A 19,462-nucleotide genomic window follows, 5' to 3' on the forward strand; every position below is an offset into this window, starting at 1 on the left:
TTCGTTTGACCGGATATATATCATAATGTATTTTATCGGCATCATATGACATTTCTTTAGTTCCATACTTGTCAACCCATGTCAAGACATACTAATCCGCAAACGTCTCCCTTGCACGGTCCTTTCGAGTCAAAACTCTGTCACACCACGGAACTCTTGTTAACTGCGACAGCACCCCCGGAAACTGGCTATTTCACACCATCCCCCCCTCACCATTTCTGTTTTTTTGACACATAAGTACCGGCATTTTACTTGCAGTGACCCACTGACAGCAAAAACAGCTGCGTCCCCGTGCGGCGATTCCACAATGAGACCGCACGAGCACTACAACCTACGGAGCAGACATGCTTACAGGAAAATCCATTCTCGTTACCGGCGGCACCGGATCATTCGGCAAGAAGTTCATCGAGACAATTCTTACGGCCCATCCCGGAGTAAAGCGGATCGTGGTCTTCTCCCGGGACGAACTGAAGCAGTTCGAGATGGCGCAGCAGTTCCCGCCGGACCGGTATCGCCAGATACGGTACTTTATCGGTGATGTCCGCGACAGGGACCGGCTCTATCGGGCTTTCGAGGGGATCGACATCGTTGTTCACGCCGCAGCCCTCAAACAGGTGCCCGCCTGCGAATACAACCCCTTCGAGGCCATCAAGACCAACATCCTTGGCGCTCAGAACATCATCGAAACAGCCGTCGAGCAGGGAGTGGAAAAAGTGGTGGCCCTGAGCACCGACAAGGCCGCCGCCCCCATCAACCTTTACGGTGCAACAAAGCTCTGCTCTGATAAACTCTTCGTGGCGGCCAACAATTTCAAAGGGAAAAAAGACATAAAATTCTCCGTGGTCCGCTACGGCAACGTCATGGGAAGCCGCGGCAGCGTCATCCCCTTTTTCCTGAAAAAAAAGCGCGAAGGGGTGCTTCCCGTAACCGACGAACGGATGACCCGCTTCAACATCACTCTTGAAGAAGGAGTCCAACTGGTCCTCAAGGCCCTTGACATCATGTGGGGAGGCGAAATTTTTGTCCCGAAGATCCCGAGCTACCGGATCATGGACGTGGCACAGGCCGTAGACTCGGGCTGCCGGGTCGAAATCGTCGGCATTCGTCCCGGCGAAAAACTCCACGAAGAGATGATCACCACCACCGACGCAATCAACACCATCGAGTTCACGGACTACTTCGTCATCCTCCCCTCCATGCCCCTCTGGGATACCGAGCAGTTCATGAAGGACTTTGACGGCCGACGCTGCAGCGATGGATTTGCCTACAACAGTGGCACCAACACCGACTGGCTGAACGTTGAGCAACTGCGGGAGCTGATCTACACCCACCTCAATCCGGAGGCCAATCGACGCAAGGACGATTTCGCATGAAAAGCGCCCCTATCCCCTACGGCCGTCAGAGCATCAGCCAGCAGGACATCCAGGCCGTTGTGGATGTTCTCTCCTCGGACTGGCTGACCCGGGGGCCCATGGTGGAACGTTTCGAGCGAACCGTGGCCGACCACTGCGGCACGGCCCACGCCGTGGCGGTGAACAGCGCCACCTCGGCCCTCCACATTGCCTGCCTCGCTGCGGGGCTCGGCCCCGGCGACATCCTCTGGACCTCCCCCAACACCTTCGTCGCCTCGGCGAACTGCGGGCGCTACTGTGGCGCTACGGTGGACTTTGTTGATATCGACCCACGCACCTACAACATGAGCGTAGACCGCCTGGAAGAGAAGCTGGAGCAGGCCGCACGGGAAGGGAGGCTGCCGAAAGTGGTGATTCCGGTCCACTTCGCGGGGCAGTCGTGCGACATGAATGCCATCGCCCGCCTTGCCGACCGCTACGGGTTCACCGTCATCGAAGACGCCTCCCACGCCATCGGCGGCAGGTACCAGGGAAAACCGGTTGGAGCGTGCCATTACTCCGCCATGGCGGTGTTCAGTTTTCACCCCGTCAAAATCATCACCACCGGCGAAGGTGGCATGGTACTCACCAACAGCCCTGAGCTGCACGAGAGGCTGGTCCTTCTCCACAGCCACGGCATAACCCGCGACCCTGCCCACATGGTAGGCGCGGCCCACGGCCCGTGGTACTACGAGCAGATCGAGCTGGGTTTCAATTACCGGATGACCGACATCCAGGCTGCGCTGGGAGTGAGCCAGATGAAACGGCTCGAAGATTTCGTGGAGCGGCGCCAGCACCTGGCAAAATGCTATGACGACGCCCTGCGCGACCTGCCGCTCACCCTTCCCTGGCAGAATCCCGATGCCTATTCTGCGTTCCATCTCTACGTCATCCGCCTGGACCTCGGCCGGCTCGGGAAGGGTCGGCGGGAGGTCTTTGAGGCGCTCCGGGCCAAGGGTATCCAGGTGAACCTCCACTACATTCCGGTCCATACCCAGCCCTACTATCGGGCTCTGGGCTTTCACGACGGGGATTTCCCCGAAGCGGAGCAGTACTATCAGGAGGTGATCACTCTCCCCCTCTACGCCGGACTGAGTGACATCGACCAGAACAGAGTCATCGACGCGGTGCGGGAGGCGCTGCAATGAACGTCGCAATCATACCGGCGCGAGGCGGAAGCAAGCGGATCCCCCGGAAGAACATCAAGCCATTCGCCGGCAAGCCGATGATCGCACACTCCATTTTCGCCGCCCGGGAGTCCGGACTCTTCGAGCGCGTCATCGTCTCCACCGATGACGAGGAAATTGCCCATGTCTCCCGCGACCATGGAGCCGAAGTGCCGTTCATGCGGCCGGCGGAACTCGCCGATGACTTCGCGGGAACCGACGCCGTCCTGCTCCACGCCCTGAAGTGGCTGGAGGAGAGGGGAGAACTCCCCGCCGCCTTCTGCTGCATCTACGCCACCGCTCCCTTTGTCCGAAGCGACTACCTGCGCCAGGGGCTGGAGGCGCTTCGCCGCGAGGAGGCGACGACGGCCTTTTCGGTAACCACCTTTGCCTATTCCATCTTCCGGGCGCTGCGCACCACCGCAAACGGCCGGCTTGAGATGATCTGGCCCGAGAACCGCGACCGCCGCTCCCAGGACCTGGGCGAGGCCTGTCACGACGCGGGGCAGTTCTACTGGGCCGACACCGGCAGATATCTCGAAGAGCGGAGACTTTTCTCCCGTGATGCCGTTCCGGTCTTCATCCCGCGTCACCTGGTGCAGGACATCGACACCCCCGAGGACTGGGAGACGGCGGAACGGATGTACCGGGCACTGTTTCCATGAACAGGACGGTGCATTGTGGCTGACAGGCTCCAGACCGTTATCATACGAGCCGATGCATCGATCCCGACAGGATCCGGCCATGTCATGCGGTGCCTGACCCTTGCCGAAAGCCTGGCGGAGCGGGGTGCGAACGTATCCTTTCTCTGCCGGGAACTCCCCGGAAACCTGTGCGACCATATCGAGGCGCGGGGGTTCCGCACACTCCGACTGGCTCCCGAGGGAAATGATGCCGCTGAATCGGAAGCGGTCCTTCGGAAAGAGCGCCCCAATCTGCTGATCGTCGACCACTATGACCTCGATACGGCGTGGGAGTCCCCCATGCGCCCCCATGTGGGAAGGATCATGGTCATCGACGACCTGGCAAACCGGCGCCACGACTGCGACCTCCTCCTTGATCAGAATTACTACGCAGACCTCGACAGCCGTTACCGGGGCCTCGTTCCCGAGACCTGCCGTCTTTTTCTGGGTCCGCGGCATGCATTGCTCCGACGGGAATTTTTCGCCGCGCGCAGTTCCATGAAGGAACGGGACGGCACGGTCACCCGGGTGCTCGTGTTCTTCGGCGGCAGTGACAGCACCAATGAAACCGGGAAAGTCCTCGATGCCCTCGCCCGGTTCAGAGGGAAAAACCTTTCGGTCGATGTGGTGGTCGGTGCGTCCAATCCCCGTCGTGAAGAGCTTCGAAAGCAGTGCGCCGCCATCCCCGGCGTGGCGTTCCACTGCCAGGTCCAGAACATGGCGCGTTTCATGGCCGAGGCGGACTTCGCCTTTGGCGCCGGGGGAACCGCCACCTGGGAGCGGTGCTTCCTCGGCCTGCCGACAGCCGCCATCGTGCTCGCCCAGAATCAGCTTGAGGTGATCCGGGCCGTGGAGAGGGGCGGAGCACTGCGCAACCTGGGATGGCACGACGACGTAACGGTCGACCGGATCGTCGCGGAACTGGAGTGGGCCATGAGCAATCCTGGCGCGGTGCGAGAGATGGGAATCCGCGCCCTGGCCCTCATGGGGAGCGGCGCGGCACGGGAGGAAAGCCCCCTGGTCAGGGCGCTTCTCGGGGAAGGAGACGGATCATGCTAGAGCGTTCGCAGTGCATCCTGCGGCCCGTGGAAAGGGAAGACCTGGAAAAGCTCCTGGAATGGCGCAATGCCGACCGGATCCGGGCCTATATGTATACTGACCACCTCATCGGCTGGGAGGAACACGCCGCCTGGTTCGAGCGCCTCGGCACGAACGACACGGCCCGTGCGCTGCTCTTCGAGGTGAACGACCGCCCCCTGGGGGTGGTGAACGTCACCCGGATCGACCGCCTCAACGGCACCTGCCACTGGGGCTTCTACATCGGAGAGGCCGATGCCCCCAAGGGGAGCGGCACGGCACTGGGGTACCTGGGGCTGGAGTACATTTTCGGGACCCTCGGCATCCGCAAGGTGACCGGCGAGGCGTTCGCCTTCAACGAGGCAAGCATTGCCTTTCACCGCCGGCTCGGATTCTCCCAGGAAGGGCACTTCGTGCGCCACGTCATGAAGAACGGAAGCTACCAGGACATCCTCTCCTTTGCCCTGTTCAGGGACCAGTGGGAGGCCCACAAGCAGCAGTTCAACCCCTTTGCCCCGTGAAAAGGTGAACCATGATGCGACAGACCGTTATCGGCGGCAGAACCATCGGTCCGGACCAGCCGCCATTCATCATCGCCGAGATGTCAGGCAATCACAACCAGTCCCTGGACCGGGCACTGGCGATTGTCGATGCGGCGGCCGACTCGGGTGCCCATGCCCTCAAGCTTCAGACCTACACCGCCGACACCATGACCATCGACAGCGATGAAGGCGAGTTCCACATCAGCGATCCCAACAGCCTCTGGCAGGGGGCATCCCTCTACAAACTCTACCAGGAGGCATACACCCCATGGGAGTGGCACGGCCCCATCTTTGACCGCTGCCGAGATCGGGGGCTCATCTGCTTCAGCACCCCCTTCGACGAAACCGCCGTCGACTTCCTCGAAGCGCTCCAGGTCCCCTGCTACAAGATCGCCTCCTTCGAGAATACGGACCTCCCTCTCATCCGCAGGGTTGCCGCCACCGGCAAGCCGATGATCATCTCCACGGGCATGGCGACCGTGGCCGAACTGGACGAGACGGTCCGCACTGCCCGGGAGGGGGGATGCCGTGACCTGATCCTCCTCAAGTGCACCAGCACCTATCCCGCCACCCCCGAAAACACCAACATCCGCACCATCCCCCACCTGCGCGAGCTGTTCGGCTGCGAGGCAGGGCTGTCCGACCACACCATGGGGACAGGGGTGGCAGTCGCCGCAGTGGCCCTGGGCGCAACGGTCATCGAGAAGCACTTCACCCTCTCCAGGGCCGACGGCGGGGTCGATTCCGCGTTCTCCCTGGAGCCCCAGGAGATGAAGATGCTGGCCGATGAAACCCTCAGGGCCTGGCAGGCTCTCGGGGGCATCAGCTACGGCCCCACGGCGCGGGAAGTGCCGTCGCTGAAGTTCCGCCGCTCCCTCTACGTGGTGCGGGACATCGCCCGAGGCGAAACCTTCGGGCCGGAAAACCTGAAAGCCATCCGCCCCGGCCTGGGACTGCCGACGAAATACCTGGAACTCTTCCTCGGCAGAAAGGCGGCCCGGGACATCAGAAAGGGAACCCCCCTCGACTGGAACCTGTTAGGCAACGAATAACGCAGGAAAGGATCATCATGGAAACTGCCGGGCACTCTCTCGGATCTTTTTTGACTAACGATTTCGGCGACCGCTACCTCTATTCCGTCAACCGCAACGCCTTCAACAGGATCGGCTCCGATGCCCTCTACCGGACCCACTTCGGTGAAAGGCTCTCAGCCGAATACCAGTTCACTGTCATCATCGGCACCGATTCCGGAATGCTGGTACGTCACATCGTCAATTCCGGAATACCGACGGGGTCGCGCTTTCTCTTCATCGAATTGCCGGAAGTCCTCAGCGCCCTGGAGGAATCGGGTCTGCTGGAAGACCTGCCGGCCGAAATTTCAGTAACGACCTCCGGCTCGTGGCAGAAAAGGGCCAAAGAATACCAGATAAGCGACTTTATCTTTCTCGATGCGGTCCTCTTTCTCGACTCCCTTGCCGCAACCGATGCCAATCTCTCGGAATACAGGAATCTGTCCTGGACCATCAGCCAGCAGCTGATGACAAGCATCCACCGGATACAAGTAGCCAACAACAGTGCCCCGTTCATTTTGAAGCAGCTGGAAAACCTCCCGGAAAACCGGCTCGCCGTTTCCACTGTCCTCCACAATCTTCTCCCCGGCCGGACGGCAATCGTTCTGGCTGGCGGGCCGTCCCTCAACGCGGCGCTTCCCTGGATCAGGGAGAACCGCGACCAACTGGTCGTCATTGCCGTGTCGCGGATCAGCAGGATCCTTCTCGATGAAGGGATCGTCCCCCACTTTGTGGTGTCGGTGGACCCCCAGAAGATCAGCTTCGACGTAAGTCGGGAAATGCTCCGTTTCGCCGGCCTCCCCAATCCCCCCCTCCTGGTCAACAGCCACCACGTATCCCCCCTGCTCCTGAGCCAGTGGGGAGGGGAATCAGTATACAGCAACCACCTGTTCCCCTGGAAAACGGACCTGAACGTCAACACGCTTCAATTCAGCGGCCCGACGGTCAGCAACTACGGCCTCTCCCTGGCCGTCAATCTGGGGTGCACAACGATCATACTCGCCGGGGTCAACCTCTGCTTCTCCGCGGAAGGGCAGACCCACGCCGCGGGCAGCAACGAGAACAAGGTGGGGCCGGACCTGGGTCAGGTGGCACCCCGTGTCGAGACCTACGGCGGCGGCTATGCCGACTCCAACCGCGGTTACCTGGAATCCCTCGACGAGCTGAAGATTCAGGCGCACTGGGCCCGCAACCTCGGCGCCCGCGTCTACAACTGTTCGCTCGGTGCCGCAAAAATCCCCCTTATCGACTACAAAGCCCTTGACGAGTTCGAGCTTCCCCCTGCCGAATCGTCCACCAGCGACATACTCGCGGCCCGCATTCCCCGAGCGACGTCAAAAGAACGGATCGCCCATTACAGGACCGTCAGCAAGGAACTCTCCCGCATGCGGGGCAAGCTGCAGGAGACCCTGAACCTCTGCAACGACGCCCTCCGGCACTGCGACGGACTCTTTGGACGGAACGGCAAGAAGCAGGACTTTCGGCACAAGGTCCAGATGGACAAGATCGAACGGCGGCTCGACCGGAGTCTCGGCGACTACACCAGACTGGTGAAACAGTTTGGCATCAAACGGTTCCTCGTCAGCCTCAAAGGGGCATCCCAGGCGGAGGAACTGACTGACGAGCAGGTTGAGGCCGCCACCCGCCAGTATTACGAAGCGTACGTCGAAGGGACCGAAAACCTGATCAGGATTCTGGATGACACCACCGAGAGGGTCGCTTCGCGACTGGAAGAGGAAAAGGAATCTCCCGATTTCAGCGCGCTGGCTTCCCAATGGGAAAAGGACCAGCAATTCGGCCGGCTCCATGTCTGGCGGCAGCGGCATCCGGAACGTGCGGCAGCGCTGACCGCCGCCGAGCAGGAAAAGGTACGGGAACTCGAAGCGGAATTCACCCGTTCCATGACCGAGGAAGAGACATCACAAATCAAACTGCTCGAACAGCTTCACGATCTCATCCATACCCGCAGCAAGGCGCTGCTTCTCTTCGTGCGCGGCGAGTGCGCGGAGCTGGAAACCATGGCCCTTGGGCTCCAGAAGCACCCCGACCAGGAAAAGGCGCTCCCCTACATTCATTTCGTGAACGGGCTCCTTGCGGAGTTGCGGGATGACCCCCAGGAAGCGGTGTCCCACTATGAAAACCTGTTCACCGATCCCCCCCACGCACTGACAGAAGATGCGCTGCTGCAGTTCGCGTCCCTTGCCTTGAAATGCCATGACCTGGACAACTCGCTCCTTGCCATGGAGTGCCTCATAGGAGTATCTCCCTCCTATCTCCCCCCCTATGGCGACCTGCTCAAGGCCATCGGACGGTTCGAGGAAGCGTTCGACGCCTATAACCGCTACCTGGGTTTTGCCCCCGACGATGTCGCAGCGCTGGTAACCCTTGGCCTCCTCAGCAAAGAGGCGGGACTAATCGAACCAGCCACGGAACTCTTCCGGCGAGTCCTTGAAAAGGCCCCCAATAACAGTGCGGCAACAGCCGTGCTTCAGGAACTGGGGACTGCGGTTCCAGCCTGACCACACATTCAAACGACTCCCACCACTTAAAAATGCACGGGAAGTGTCCCGTGCATTTTTTTCTAAAGTTCTGTTAAACATCACCGATAAAGCAACTAAGACCTTAATTTACAAAATGAATCATCCACCCTGTCCGCACCGGCCAGGGTACAATCGAATCGTTGCAAGCCATCGAAATGGTAAACCCTGGGTAACCAGGCGGCACAAAGCTACCATCCTGCATCGTGCAGGATAGAGGGGCTGTCGAAATGGCGCAAGAACGGGCCTGCCGTATATCTATTCATAGATGGCAGGCCTTTTTTATTCGCGGCAAGGAGGTTGTTATGAACACGAAAAAATCAATGATGCTAGTGTGTTGCACGACTTTTATCCTCCTCGCCTTCATGACTGCACCCTCCATGGCAGGAGGTGTGAGGGTCATCTACCCCGACGGCAGGCCCGCCGCCGACCTCTCGGTGTCGATACTCGTCGACAGCCGCCTCGAGTTTGCCCTCTCCACCGATAGCAACGGCTATTTCCTTTTCCCGACGAATGATTTCTCAGCGGCCCTCATCACCGCCAAAGAACCCGGAGGCGCCGAATTCATCCCCATCACGTTGCCCGCGGGAATCATCGCGTCGGGCGACACTGCCTTGGTATTGCAACCCTTACTATAATTAAATCGGACCCCGCAAACCGGTCTTTGCAAGGAGGATGGTATGAAACGCGGATTGCACAAAGCTGCGACAGGCCTTATGGCGGTGATCGCTCTCGTGATCTTGGCCCTCGGCCCGGATGCCTTCGCCTACCAGCTGAAGGGAACTATCTATGGGGGAAGCAACCCGCTCCCCAATGCGAAGGTTGACCTGATTAACGCGTCGACCTTCTCCAACCTGTCGAGCACGACGTCCAACAGCAGCGGGGGATACGGGTTCTCGGCCGGCAACGGCATCTATAATCTGAATGTCAGCCCGCCCGCCGGAAGCGGCTTCAGCCAGTCGAGCGTAAACGGCATCACGGTGAGCGGCGCGGATGTGACCCAGAACGTTGTGCTGATGCAGCAGGCCGTCACCGTTTCCGGAACGGTGAAAAGTTCTGACGGAACCGTCGTACAGAATGCCACCGTAAGCTTCAAGTATACCGGGACGTCCACAGTCGCCAGGAACTGCACGACCGATACGGCGGGGGCCTACGGCTTATCCCTCTCGCCGGGAACCTACGACATTGAAGTTTCCGCAACGAAGGGAACCGCCAATCACGTACCCGCATCCGCACGATTCTACATTCTCGGCCAAACCGTTTTGACATCGGGAACCAGGGATTTGACTCTCAACGTGGTGAGCGTTACGGGGAAAGTCACCGACGGCGGCGGGACGCCCGTTCCCGGCGCATCCCTGTCGGTTGTGTCTCTCATCACGTCCGGCTTCTATCTGGTGTCGGAGACCGCAACCTCCGACGCCGGCGGCTATTACACACTCTACCTGCCGTCATACAACGGCTTCACCGTCAACGTCACTCCTCCTTCATCAAATACGGCTCTGGCCCCGACCATGTATTCCGGGCTGAACCTCACTGCAAACACCGCCAGGGACTTTGTCCTCAATTCGGCCCTTGTCGTCTCCGGCATCGTGACGAGCTCCGACGGCACCGCCGTCCAGGGTGCAACGATCTACTTCAACTATGCGGGCACGTCGACCGCGGCGAAAACCGTGACGACCGGAACAACCGGCGCGTATTCCACAACCCTCTCTCCGGGCACCTACGACGTGATGATATCCGCCGCCAAAGGGACGGCGAACCATGTCCCGTATAGCGCGCGCTTTTACTTCAACGGGCAGAACTTCTCCGCCGCAACCGCCAAGGATTTCGTGCTCGGCATAGCAACGGTGACCGGCAGGGTCGTCGACGGCGGCGGAACGGCCGTGGCCGGCGCAACGCTCATGGCGCAAATGGTCTACAACTCCTCGCAGTTCATCCTGTACAGTGAATCGGCCGTTTCGGACGTGAACGGCAACTACACCCTTTATCTCCCCACATACAACGGCCACACGCTGAACGTCTCGCCGCCGGCCGGAAATACCGCCCTCGCCCCGACCGTATCTACCGGTCTGAGCTTCCTGACCGACACAGTGAGGGATTTCGCCCTGAATTCCGCGATAACGGTGGACGGCACCGTGCTAAGCTCCGACGGCACTCCGGTTCAGAACGCCACCGTCTACTTCTACTACTCAGGGACCGGCAGCATCGCGAAACAGATCAACACCAGCTCCGCCGGCGCCTATTCCGTCACGCTTTCCGCCGGTTCCTACGACGTGATCATTTCCCCCGTAAAGGGAACCGCCAACCACGTCCCCCTCAGTTCACGCCTCTACTTCTACGGCCAGACTTTCACCACCGGCGGCACCAGAGACTTCACGCTCAACCTGACGACGATATCCGGCAAGACCACCGACAGCAACGGCGTGCCAATCGCGGGGGTCTCCCTGAGCATCGGATATACCTCTTTGTCGGATTTCATTCTCTACTCCGAATCCGTGACCTCCGACGCCGGCGGCTCATACACCTTCTACGTGCCCCGGTACAACGGCTACTCCGTCAACATCACCCCTCCGACCGGCAGCGGATTCTCGCCGCAGATGCTCAGGAGTCTTAACTACACGAGCGACATCCTCCAGAACATCATCCTAGACCTCCCCGACACGAAACCGCCGGTGGTGGTTTCCGGTCCCTCCGTCTCGGCCATCACCAACTCCTCGGCCGTGGTCGAATGGCAGACCAGCGAACCGACAACGGCAGAGCTCAAGTACGGCACCGCCAACCCGCCGGCATCCGGACACTCCATCGCGACTCCGAAGTCTGTCCACTCCCAGACACTGAGCGGCCTTCTTGCCGACACCATCTACTACGTCAGCGTGGCGGCCACCGACACGTCGGGCAACGGCCCGGTCAACAGCCCGGTGGTTTCGTTCCGCACCAAGCAGCTTGCCGACACCACGCCTCCCGTTATCCTCGAAGGGCCGACCGTCACCTCCATCACCCAGAACAGCGCCACGGTGGAGTGGGCCACCGACGAGCCCTCCACGGGAACCCTCTACTACGGGCTGACCAGCAACCCTGGTACAGCCAAGAATGACACAACCCAGACAACCGGCCACCGGCTCCCCCTCACGGGGCTTGCAGCCAACACCCTCTACTATGTAAAAGTAGCGGCAAAGGACCTGAAGGGGAACGGCCCGACCACCAGCGCCGTCGTATCCTTCAGAACCCTGGCCGCGGCCGACACGACGGCGCCGTTGATCGTCGAGGGCCCCATGGCGGTCAACATCTCCGACACGGAGGCCACTATCCTCTGGAAGACCGACGAACCAGCCACCAGCGGCGTTTCCTACAACGACGGCGTCGCCTACGGCGTCACCGCGGACGCCGGCCGGGTAACCGACCATTCGGTGCGCCTGACGGGGCTCAAACCATCCACGATGCACACCTATACCGTTTCCTCCAAGGATGCCCTCGGAAACGGCCCGGCCCTGAGTCAGCCGGCCACGTTCAAAACTCTTTCAACCCCCGACACCACGCCACCTGTCATTATCGAGCGGTCGGTGGTGGTCCACACGACTCACCAGTCAGCGGTCATCTTCTGGCGCACCGACGAGCCCGCCGACAGCCTCGTGGAATTCGGTAAGACCGATGCCCTCGGGAGCAGCGAGGGGAAAGCCGCCCTGGTCACCCATCACACCATTACCCTCACCGGACTTGAGCAGGGGACCCTCTACTACTTCCGCGTGAGTTCCAAGGATGCCGTCGGCAACGGCCCCACGGTGAGCACGATCCTCACCTTCACCACCGACACCCTCCCCAGGGCGAAGTCCCTCGTCATCACGAAAGGACCGGATGTGGTTCACCTCTCCTACGACTTGGCCACCATCGCCTGGGAGACCGACATCCCGGCCGACTCGGTTATCGAGTACACCGCGGCAGGCGTTCCCGGCACGCTGCGGGTTTCCGACGCCAAGCGGGACAAAAGGCACCAGCTGACCATCGGCAACCTGGCCCAGAACACCCCCTATAACGCAACGGTTGTCTCCGCCAGTGTTGACGGTGCAGTCGTCAAGGCCCCGGTCAGTTTCACCACCCTCAACCCGCCGGACACGGCAGCCCCGCAGATCATCGACGGCCCGATCGCCATCGGTATCACCGACAGCAAGGCGAGCATCAAGTGGCGCACCGACCGGGCCGCCGACTCCCGCGTCTACTTCGGCATCCAGGGTCAGCCCATGGACAACTTCGAAGGCGAGACCAAGTACCTCAAGGAGCACGTGGTGGTCCTGACCAACCTCCAGCCAGCCACCACCTACGCCTACTACGTGGTATCGTACGACCCGAAGGGCAACGGCCCGACCACGAGCTCGATCTATACCTTCACCACCAAGGGAGCCGCCGACACGATCGGACCCGACATGACAACCCCGATGGTAACCGGCATCACCGAAACCCAGGCGGTCGTCTACTGGACCACCAGCGAGCCCTCGACCACCCAGGTCGTCTTCGGCCTTGCCGCCGACCTGCTCAACAACCAGTCGGCAACACCGGGGCTCAGGGAAAAGCACGACATTACCCTCACGAACCTGGCGGCCGAGACCACGTACTATGTGAAGGCAATTTCGGCCGACACCACCGGCAACCAGTCCGAAAGTGAAGTGATCTCGTTCACCACGAGCGCTGCCCCGCGCTACTGGAAGGTGACCCCCGCCGCCACGACATACGGAACCATCTCCCCCAGCACCGTGCAGACCGTTCTGGAAGGAAACACCATCTCCTTTACCCTGACCCCGTCCACCGGCTACATGATCGGCTCCGCCAGCGGCTGCGGTGGTACCCTCTCGGGCGATACCTTCACCACCGGCCCCATAACCGCCGACTGCACCGTTACGGCTCAGTTCGTCAGTGACAAGCCCTCCGTCACGTTGGCAGCCGAACTGCCGAGTCCGCAACTGGTCGGCAGTACCGTCGCCTTTACGGCCACCGGCAGCGGCGGCAGGGGAAGCTACGAATATGCCTTCCAGGTAAGGGAAGGGACTGTCTGGCAAACCACACAGGATTACAGCCCCGTCAACACCTGGACGTGGGACACAACGGGCAAAGCCGCCGCGGCCTATAACCTCAGGGTGCTGATCCGCAATGCAGGCTCCACGGCAGCCTCCGAAGATTCCGCAGCCCTTGTCTACACCCTCTCATCCCCGCCGAAGCCCACCATAACCGTGTCGGTCTCTCCGGCAAGCCCGCAGATGTCGGGGACCCCGGTCACCTTCACGGCCTCCGGCAGCGGCGGCATCGGCAGCTATGAGTACGCATTCCAGGTTATGGAAGCCGGGGCCTGGACGACGAAGCAGCCCTACGGCACTGCCAACTCGTGGACATGGGACACAACCGGCAGTCCCCTCACCAGCTATTCCGTCAGGGCGATCATCCGCAACGCCGGTTCGACGGCAGCCTATGATGCGATGGCAGCCCTGGGCTACACACTGGCCGCGCCGCCGAAGCCGACGGTAAAGCTGGTCGCCGACCCCGCCGGCCCGCAACTCATCGGAACCCCGGTCACCTTCACCGCTACCGGCAGCGGAGGAACCGGAACCTACGAGTATTCATTCCAGATTATTGAAGGGGGCGCATGGGTAACCGCCCAGCCCTATGGCAGCTCAAACACCTGGACCTGGGACACCACGGGCAAGGCGGCCACCACCTACTCAGTCAAGGTGCTGATCCGCAACGCCGGTTCCTCCGCCACATCGGAAGGCGCGTCGGCGCTCAACTATGTTCTTTCAGCACCGCCAAAGCCGACCGTGCAACTGGCAGCCGCCCCGGCAAGTCCACAGGTGGCGGGAACCCAGGTCACCTTTACCGCCACGGGCAGCGGCGGTTCCGGCAGCTATGAATACGAATTCAGGGTATTCGAGGCCGGCGCATGGAGAACCATGCAGGCTTACAGTGGCGCCACTACCTGGACATGGGACACAACCGGAAAGATCGCCACTACCTATCAGGTCGGCGTGCTCATTCGCAACACCGGTTCGACCACAGCATCGGAAGGGAGTGCAACGCTCAACTATGCTCTTTCCGCCCCGCCAATCCCAAGGGTAACATTCACGGCAAATCCGGCCACCCCGCAACTGGTTGGAACGCAGATAACGTTCACCGCCACCGGAACCGGCGGCACCGGCAGTTATGAGTATGCGTTCCAGGTATACGATGGGGCCTGGAATACCGTGCAGGCATACAGCAGTGCCAACGCCTTCACCTGGGACACCACGGGCAAAAAATACACGACGTACACTATCAAGGTATTGATACGCAATGCGGGTTCTACGGCGGTGTCACAGGGATCAGCCTCAATGAGCTACACGCTCGTTTCTCCGCCCAAGCCGACGGTTACCCTGGCCGTCTCGCCCGTCAGCCCGCAGCGGGTGGGCACACAGATCACCCTTACCGCCACCGGAAACGGAGGAACCGGGAGCTACGAATACGCGTTCGAAATGATGGAAGCTGGCGTTTGGGCAAGAAAACAGGAGTACAGCAGCGACACTACCTGGATATGGGATACCGCGGGCAAAGCGCCTAATACCTACTCAATCAGGACCGTGATTCGCAACGCAGGCTCTGCCGCCACCATGGAAGGAAGCGCTTCGAAGCTCTTCAGCCTGTCTCCCTGATCGGCAGATATTCGACGTTGTATTGTTAAGCGAAGTCCCGTGGTTAATCCCACGGGACTTCGTCGTTTTTGGACCGGGGACTGACCAGAAATAGCCCGATACACTCCGGGGAACATGACGCCCTCGGATCAGACTGCTGATTATTGACAAAGACGGGAAGCGATAAGAAGGGTTTGTGGTGGGTGAATCAACGTGATCAGAGGGGAAAAAGGTGGCGGGGGGAAATAGGCACCAGCAGAGGAAACCTATGCGGAATCATTCAAGGTTCCGGACCGCACCACGGAACTGCCTTCATAGGCATGAAGGGCGTTTTTCCCCTTGGCCAGCGTGGCAAGGTCGCCCTTGATTTCGGAGAGTTGTTCCTGGGCTAGCGCGATGATGAGCGAGTCGGTCTCCAGGATCTTCCTGGCGAGCTCCTCCCGGGATCGCTTGAAATCCTCGAGCTGTACAAGCTCCTGTGGACTTAGGTCCTCCAGTCGGCGGTTCACAAGGCCGTCAATGGCATGGAAACGTTCCAGGATCGCCTCACGTCTCCGTATCGTTGCCTCAAGCTCTTCCGGAGTGGACGTATCAAAATTCCTGAGGAGGCTGACCGCCTCCTCAAGTAGTTGTCCTAATAGAATCTCTGCCTCGGCGGCAAGCTTTGACGCTTCTAAAAAATCCATGGACTAAACCGCTGCCTGGGCCGGAAGCCGCTGCTCGGGTGCGCCGCCCGCTAACCGCTCCTTGCGCCAGATATCAATAGCCTCGGCCCAGGTATCCCGAAGTATAGTGAGAATTCTGAGAGCATTGTCCAGCGACTTCACTGAGTTGTTTACATTGGCCGCCGTATACTCATCAATAATATAGACATAGAGCTGCTCCAGCCTTTGAGATATCTCTCCACCGACGTCGTGGTTAAGGGTGTTCATCAGTTCGGTGACAATTGCCAATCCCTTGCCGATGAATTTCGCCTTCCCAGCCACATCCCCCTGCTCCAATCTCTCCCGGGCGATGCGCGTGAAGTTTATGGCGCCATCGTAGAGCATCAGGAGAATCTTCTCCGGGGTTGCCGTGGTGACCTGGGTATTCTGGTATTGGTTGAACGCAGTTACCATTACTGTAAACCTCCTGGCTGGCGCAGAACTTCCTTGTAATCGCTGCTAGCTGCCCATAATTGAGCCACTGATGGCGCTTAATAGACTGTTGCCCTGGTTGGTCAGACTGCTGATCATGCTTTCCATAGCGGAGAATTTTCTTTTGAGAACTTCTTCGCGTTTTTCCATCCGGAGTTCCATGGATTCAATCTGCTTATTGATGTCCTTGATGGATTTAGTAAGCCCGTAAATCCTGCTCTCGATGAGACCATTGTTGGTTGACCCCTCGGTGTAGCTGTGGGTGACCCGATCGAGAGCCAGGTTAAACTGCTGGGCAAGCCCGTACTGGTTATCCGCCAGGCCCGTCTTGTCGCCGTTATGGGTGAAGAGATCAACGACCCCGTCAAAATCGCTCTTCAGGGCATCCGTGAGCTTGGCAGCATCTACGGAAAGGGTACCTGTTTTTGAGTCGCTGGTAATACCGATCGACGCAAGGGTCTTGTAGGCGCCACTCGCCCCCGAAACGGGGGTAGTGACCAACCTCTGCAGCTGGCTCTGGACGTTGCGCAGAGTAGAGTCGCCCGCAAGAGCGCCGGTGGTCTTGCCGGTGGAGTCATAGACGGACTGCTTGTTGATGAGGGTCAGGGCATCGTTGAATTCCTTGACGAAGTCATTGATTTTTGTGGTTACGTTGTCCGTATCGTTGGTGACGGTAACCGAGGTGGTGACCCCCTGTTTGAGGAGGGTCAGCGTTACTCCCGGCAAGACATCGGTCACGGTGTTGGACGTGCGCGTGATCGTGACGCCATCGACCTTGAAGCTGGCAGCGGTTCCGGCCTGATACGTGGGGTCGCCGGCCCCGAGAAGCGTCGGTGCCAGGGCGCCGGTTCCGCCGGCCGGCGGCACGGCAAGGCCGCTGAAGTCAACGGTGTAGTTCTTGGTGTCCTTGCCGGTAATGACAAGACGGTTTGGAGCTCCGGAACCGTCGTTGATGATGGAGGCCGAGACGTTCGCCCCGGACTCGTTGATGGCCGTCACGATCCCATTGAGGGAGTTCTGCCCTTCAGCGATGGTAACCGTTTTGACAGTTCCCGCTCCGTCGTCAATGGTGAATGAGCCGGTATTGAAGGTGAGGGATGAACTGCTCGCATAACCGATGGAAACCTGACGCTGGGAGCGGGCAAGAGTAGTCACCTCGACCGTGTGAATCCCCTCCATGGCGGTACTCGAGGCTGATGCCGTCAGGACGGAGCTGTCGCCCACCTCCGTCTTGAGCCCCTTGAAAGTGGAACTGGTCTTGATCCCCTGGGCGGACTTCTGAAGCTCGGACAAGGCGTCCTTGATCTGCTTGTACAGGTCGACCTGGCTCTGGAGTTTCTTCTGCTTCGTCTGGAGAATCCGCTCGGGAGCGCGTTCCAGATACATGAGCTGCGTAATCATCGACTGAGTATCGATGCCGCTTGCCAGCCCGCTGAAATTGATGCCTGCCATGACAAGTTCCTCCTTTATCTGACCCTGCAATTACGGCACCACTCTCCGTCATACAAAGCCTCAGGGTTCCATCCCTGGAGAGACCTCAAAAAACACGATCCTTCTACTAAAAGATATCGGCCGGAACGTCAAAAACTTGAATAGAATCTTGTGACCCGAAGTCAAAAAAAGAGGGGAGGCCGAAGCCTCCCCCTAGTACCATCATTGGAGTACCTGTGTTACCGCAGGAGTGAAAGTGCGTTCTGCGGCAGCTGGTTTGCCTGGGCCAGGATGGCGGTGCCGGCCTGGGTCAGGATGTTGCCGCGGGTAAGCGTTGCGGACTCGGCAGCCACGTCTACGTCGCGGATGCGGGATTCGGCGGCCGAGGTGTTCTCCACCGAAACCTGGAGGTTGTTGATGACCGACTGGAACCGGTTCTGGGCGGCACCAAGGAGCGCGCGCTGCTGGGAAACCGTCTGGATGGCGGTATCGAGGGTGTCGAGCATGGTCTGAGCGTTCGAGGAGGTGTTGATGGCGGTGTTGACGGTCAGAGTAGCAGCATCCATCGCCGCGAGGGAAACAGCGATCCGGTCGTTGGCAGCGATGTTCTTGACGCCAACCTGAATGTCGACTTGTTTTGCGGCAGCAAGAAGGCTGATGCCGTTGAACTGCGTCGCATTAGCGATACGGGTGATTTCGGAAGCGAGGCGGCCGAATTCGCTGTTGATGTAGGAACGCTGAGCTGTGGCAACAGTACCGGTAGCAGCCTGGGTGGCCAGTTCGCGCATACGGCCCAGGATGTTGCTTACCTCGTTCAGGGCGCCTTCAGCAACCTGCACCATGGATACACCGTCGTTGGCATTACGGATGGCCTGGTTCATGGAGCGGATCTCGGCCCGCATCCCTTCGGAGATTGCCAGACCGGCGGCGTCGTCGGCGGCGCTGTTGATCCGGAGACCGGAAGAGAGGCGCTGGAGAGACTTGTTGAGGCCAACCTGGGTCAGGTTGAGGTTACGTTGGGCGTTCAGGGCGGCTACGTTAGTGTTGACTGTGAGTGGCATGGTGTAAATCCTCCGTGAGTTTGTTTTGGGGTTTCCGTACCCCTTTAGTGTGTGCGCTTGGTCGATCTCGCCATTTTTCGCCTGGGCCCCGGCGATGGCCGGCGGGATTTTCCGTGCGCTTGCTGCCTTTAGTTAAGGTATCGGCGGGGTCAAAAAAAACTTTAGAAAAAAATTGCGTGATTCCAGATTTTTTTAAAAAAGCCTCCCGATCGACACGGAAGGCTCTCATTACAGCACGTTAGCCGATAGCCAAAGTTACAAAACGCAACAGGCGTCGGCGTCACTATCGGCTTTAGCCGCTTCGAAGAGGGGGTGCCTGGTCGGAAACCTGCTCCCTTCGAGGACGATCTGCTTCGCCAGCATCCCGTCGGGATTGAGCACGATCGGCCCCTGGAGGTTAACCGTTATGGCAGCCGGATCGGAGGCAAGCGTCACCACGAGGAGAACGATGACTTCTGTCTTCTTGTCGAGGGCCAGCCGCTCATATTCGTCAGAGGTGAGCGAGACAGCGTAAGCAGGGAATGTCTCACGCGCATCCACCACGACGAAGGCAAGATCGGGATTGTCCAGCGACTGAAGCCAGCAAAACGGTGCATGTTTTTCGGGATTGATGAGCGTAAAGCGGCTTTCGGAAAAGCCCGGCATCCCGTCGGGGAGGGTAATAATCTTGTCGTCGCTTATTTCTAGCTGTCCAAAGCGGGAAGTTGCTATGTTCACGTCG

14 protein-coding genes and 1 riboswitch are annotated in these 19,462 nt (G+C 59.7%); of the genes, 9 read left to right on the forward strand and 5 right to left on the reverse strand.

Annotated elements, in window-relative coordinates; genetic code table 11:
* The first annotated feature begins 344 nt into the window (after window positions 1-344).
* From pseB to RCH91_RS14860, 9 genes are all read left to right on the forward strand, one after another.
* The gene (gene pseB / locus RCH91_RS14820) at window positions 345-1,373 is read left to right on the forward strand and encodes a UDP-N-acetylglucosamine 4,6-dehydratase (inverting) (RefSeq protein ID WP_306535747.1); all 1,029 of its coding nucleotides are present in this window, start codon (window positions 345-347) and stop codon (window positions 1,371-1,373) included.
* Window positions 1,370-2,539, forward strand: coding sequence for a UDP-4-amino-4,6-dideoxy-N-acetyl-beta-L-altrosamine transaminase (pseC, locus tag RCH91_RS14825; RefSeq protein ID WP_306535748.1), 1,170 nt, complete (start codon window positions 1,370-1,372; stop codon window positions 2,537-2,539). Before pseB ends, pseC begins: the two co-directional genes overlap by 4 nt.
* The gene (gene pseF / locus RCH91_RS14830) at window positions 2,536-3,222 is read left to right on the forward strand and encodes a pseudaminic acid cytidylyltransferase (protein WP_306535749.1); all 687 of its coding nucleotides are present in this window, start codon (window positions 2,536-2,538) and stop codon (window positions 3,220-3,222) included. The genes pseC and pseF overlap by 4 nt, the downstream gene beginning before the upstream one ends.
* 15 nt (window positions 3,223-3,237) lie before the next feature.
* Complete coding sequence (gene pseG / locus RCH91_RS14835) at window positions 3,238-4,299, forward strand: UDP-2,4-diacetamido-2,4,6-trideoxy-beta-L-altropyranose hydrolase (RefSeq protein WP_306535750.1); 1,062 nt, start codon at window positions 3,238-3,240, stop codon at window positions 4,297-4,299.
* Complete coding sequence (gene pseH / locus RCH91_RS14840) at window positions 4,293-4,838, forward strand: UDP-4-amino-4,6-dideoxy-N-acetyl-beta-L-altrosamine N-acetyltransferase (protein ID WP_306535751.1); 546 nt, start codon at window positions 4,293-4,295, stop codon at window positions 4,836-4,838. Before pseG ends, pseH begins: the two co-directional genes overlap by 7 nt.
* Window positions 4,839-4,849: 11 nt before the next feature.
* The gene (gene pseI / locus RCH91_RS14845; RefSeq protein WP_373694398.1) at window positions 4,850-5,911 is read left to right on the forward strand and encodes a pseudaminic acid synthase; all 1,062 of its coding nucleotides are present in this window, start codon (window positions 4,850-4,852) and stop codon (window positions 5,909-5,911) included.
* A gap of 17 nt (window positions 5,912-5,928) precedes the next feature.
* Window positions 5,929-8,448 (forward strand): 6-hydroxymethylpterin diphosphokinase MptE-like protein, encoded by a 2,520-nt coding sequence (locus RCH91_RS14850; protein WP_306535753.1) that lies wholly within the window; start codon window positions 5,929-5,931, stop codon window positions 8,446-8,448.
* A 168-nt stretch (window positions 8,449-8,616) separates the two neighbouring features.
* Window positions 8,617-8,696, forward strand: a riboswitch (cyclic di-GMP riboswitch).
* A 75-nt stretch (window positions 8,697-8,771) separates the two neighbouring features.
* Window positions 8,772-9,104, forward strand: coding sequence for a hypothetical protein (locus tag RCH91_RS14855; protein ID WP_306535754.1), 333 nt, complete (start codon window positions 8,772-8,774; stop codon window positions 9,102-9,104).
* Between the two features lie 42 nt (window positions 9,105-9,146).
* On the forward strand, window positions 9,147-15,134 hold the full coding sequence (locus RCH91_RS14860) for a carboxypeptidase regulatory-like domain-containing protein (RefSeq protein WP_306535755.1): 5,988 nt from the start codon (window positions 9,147-9,149) through the stop codon (window positions 15,132-15,134).
* A 245-nt stretch (window positions 15,135-15,379) separates the two neighbouring features.
* Here the strand turns inward: RCH91_RS14860 and RCH91_RS14865 are convergent, their stop codons facing one another.
* The 5 genes from RCH91_RS14865 to RCH91_RS14885 all read right to left on the reverse strand — a co-directional run bounded on the left by RCH91_RS14865 (window position 15,380) and on the right by RCH91_RS14885 (window position 19,458).
* The gene (locus tag RCH91_RS14865) at window positions 15,380-15,799 is read right to left on the reverse strand and encodes a hypothetical protein (protein ID WP_306535756.1); all 420 of its coding nucleotides are present in this window, start codon (window positions 15,797-15,799) and stop codon (window positions 15,380-15,382) included.
* Between the two features lie 3 nt (window positions 15,800-15,802).
* A complete protein-coding gene (gene fliS / locus RCH91_RS14870) occupies window positions 15,803-16,231 on the reverse strand; it encodes a flagellar export chaperone FliS (protein ID WP_306535757.1) in 429 nt (142 codons plus the stop codon).
* Between the two features lie 45 nt (window positions 16,232-16,276).
* Window positions 16,277-17,701, reverse strand: a complete 1,425-nt coding sequence (gene fliD / locus RCH91_RS14875) for a flagellar filament capping protein FliD (RefSeq protein ID WP_306535758.1) — start codon at window positions 17,699-17,701, stop codon at window positions 16,277-16,279.
* 218 nt (window positions 17,702-17,919) lie between these two features.
* Entirely contained in the window at window positions 17,920-18,741 is an 822-nt protein-coding gene (locus tag RCH91_RS14880) for a flagellin (protein WP_306535759.1), read from the reverse strand.
* Window positions 18,742-18,996: 255 nt separating this feature from the next.
* Window positions 18,997-19,458, reverse strand: coding sequence for a flagellar assembly protein FliW (locus RCH91_RS14885; protein WP_306535760.1), 462 nt, complete (start codon window positions 19,456-19,458; stop codon window positions 18,997-18,999).
* Window positions 19,459-19,462: the final 4 nt, after the last annotated feature.

The organism is Geobacter sp. (genome assembly GCF_030834625.1).
GTDB lineage: Bacteria > Desulfobacterota > Desulfuromonadia > Geobacterales > Geobacteraceae > Geobacter.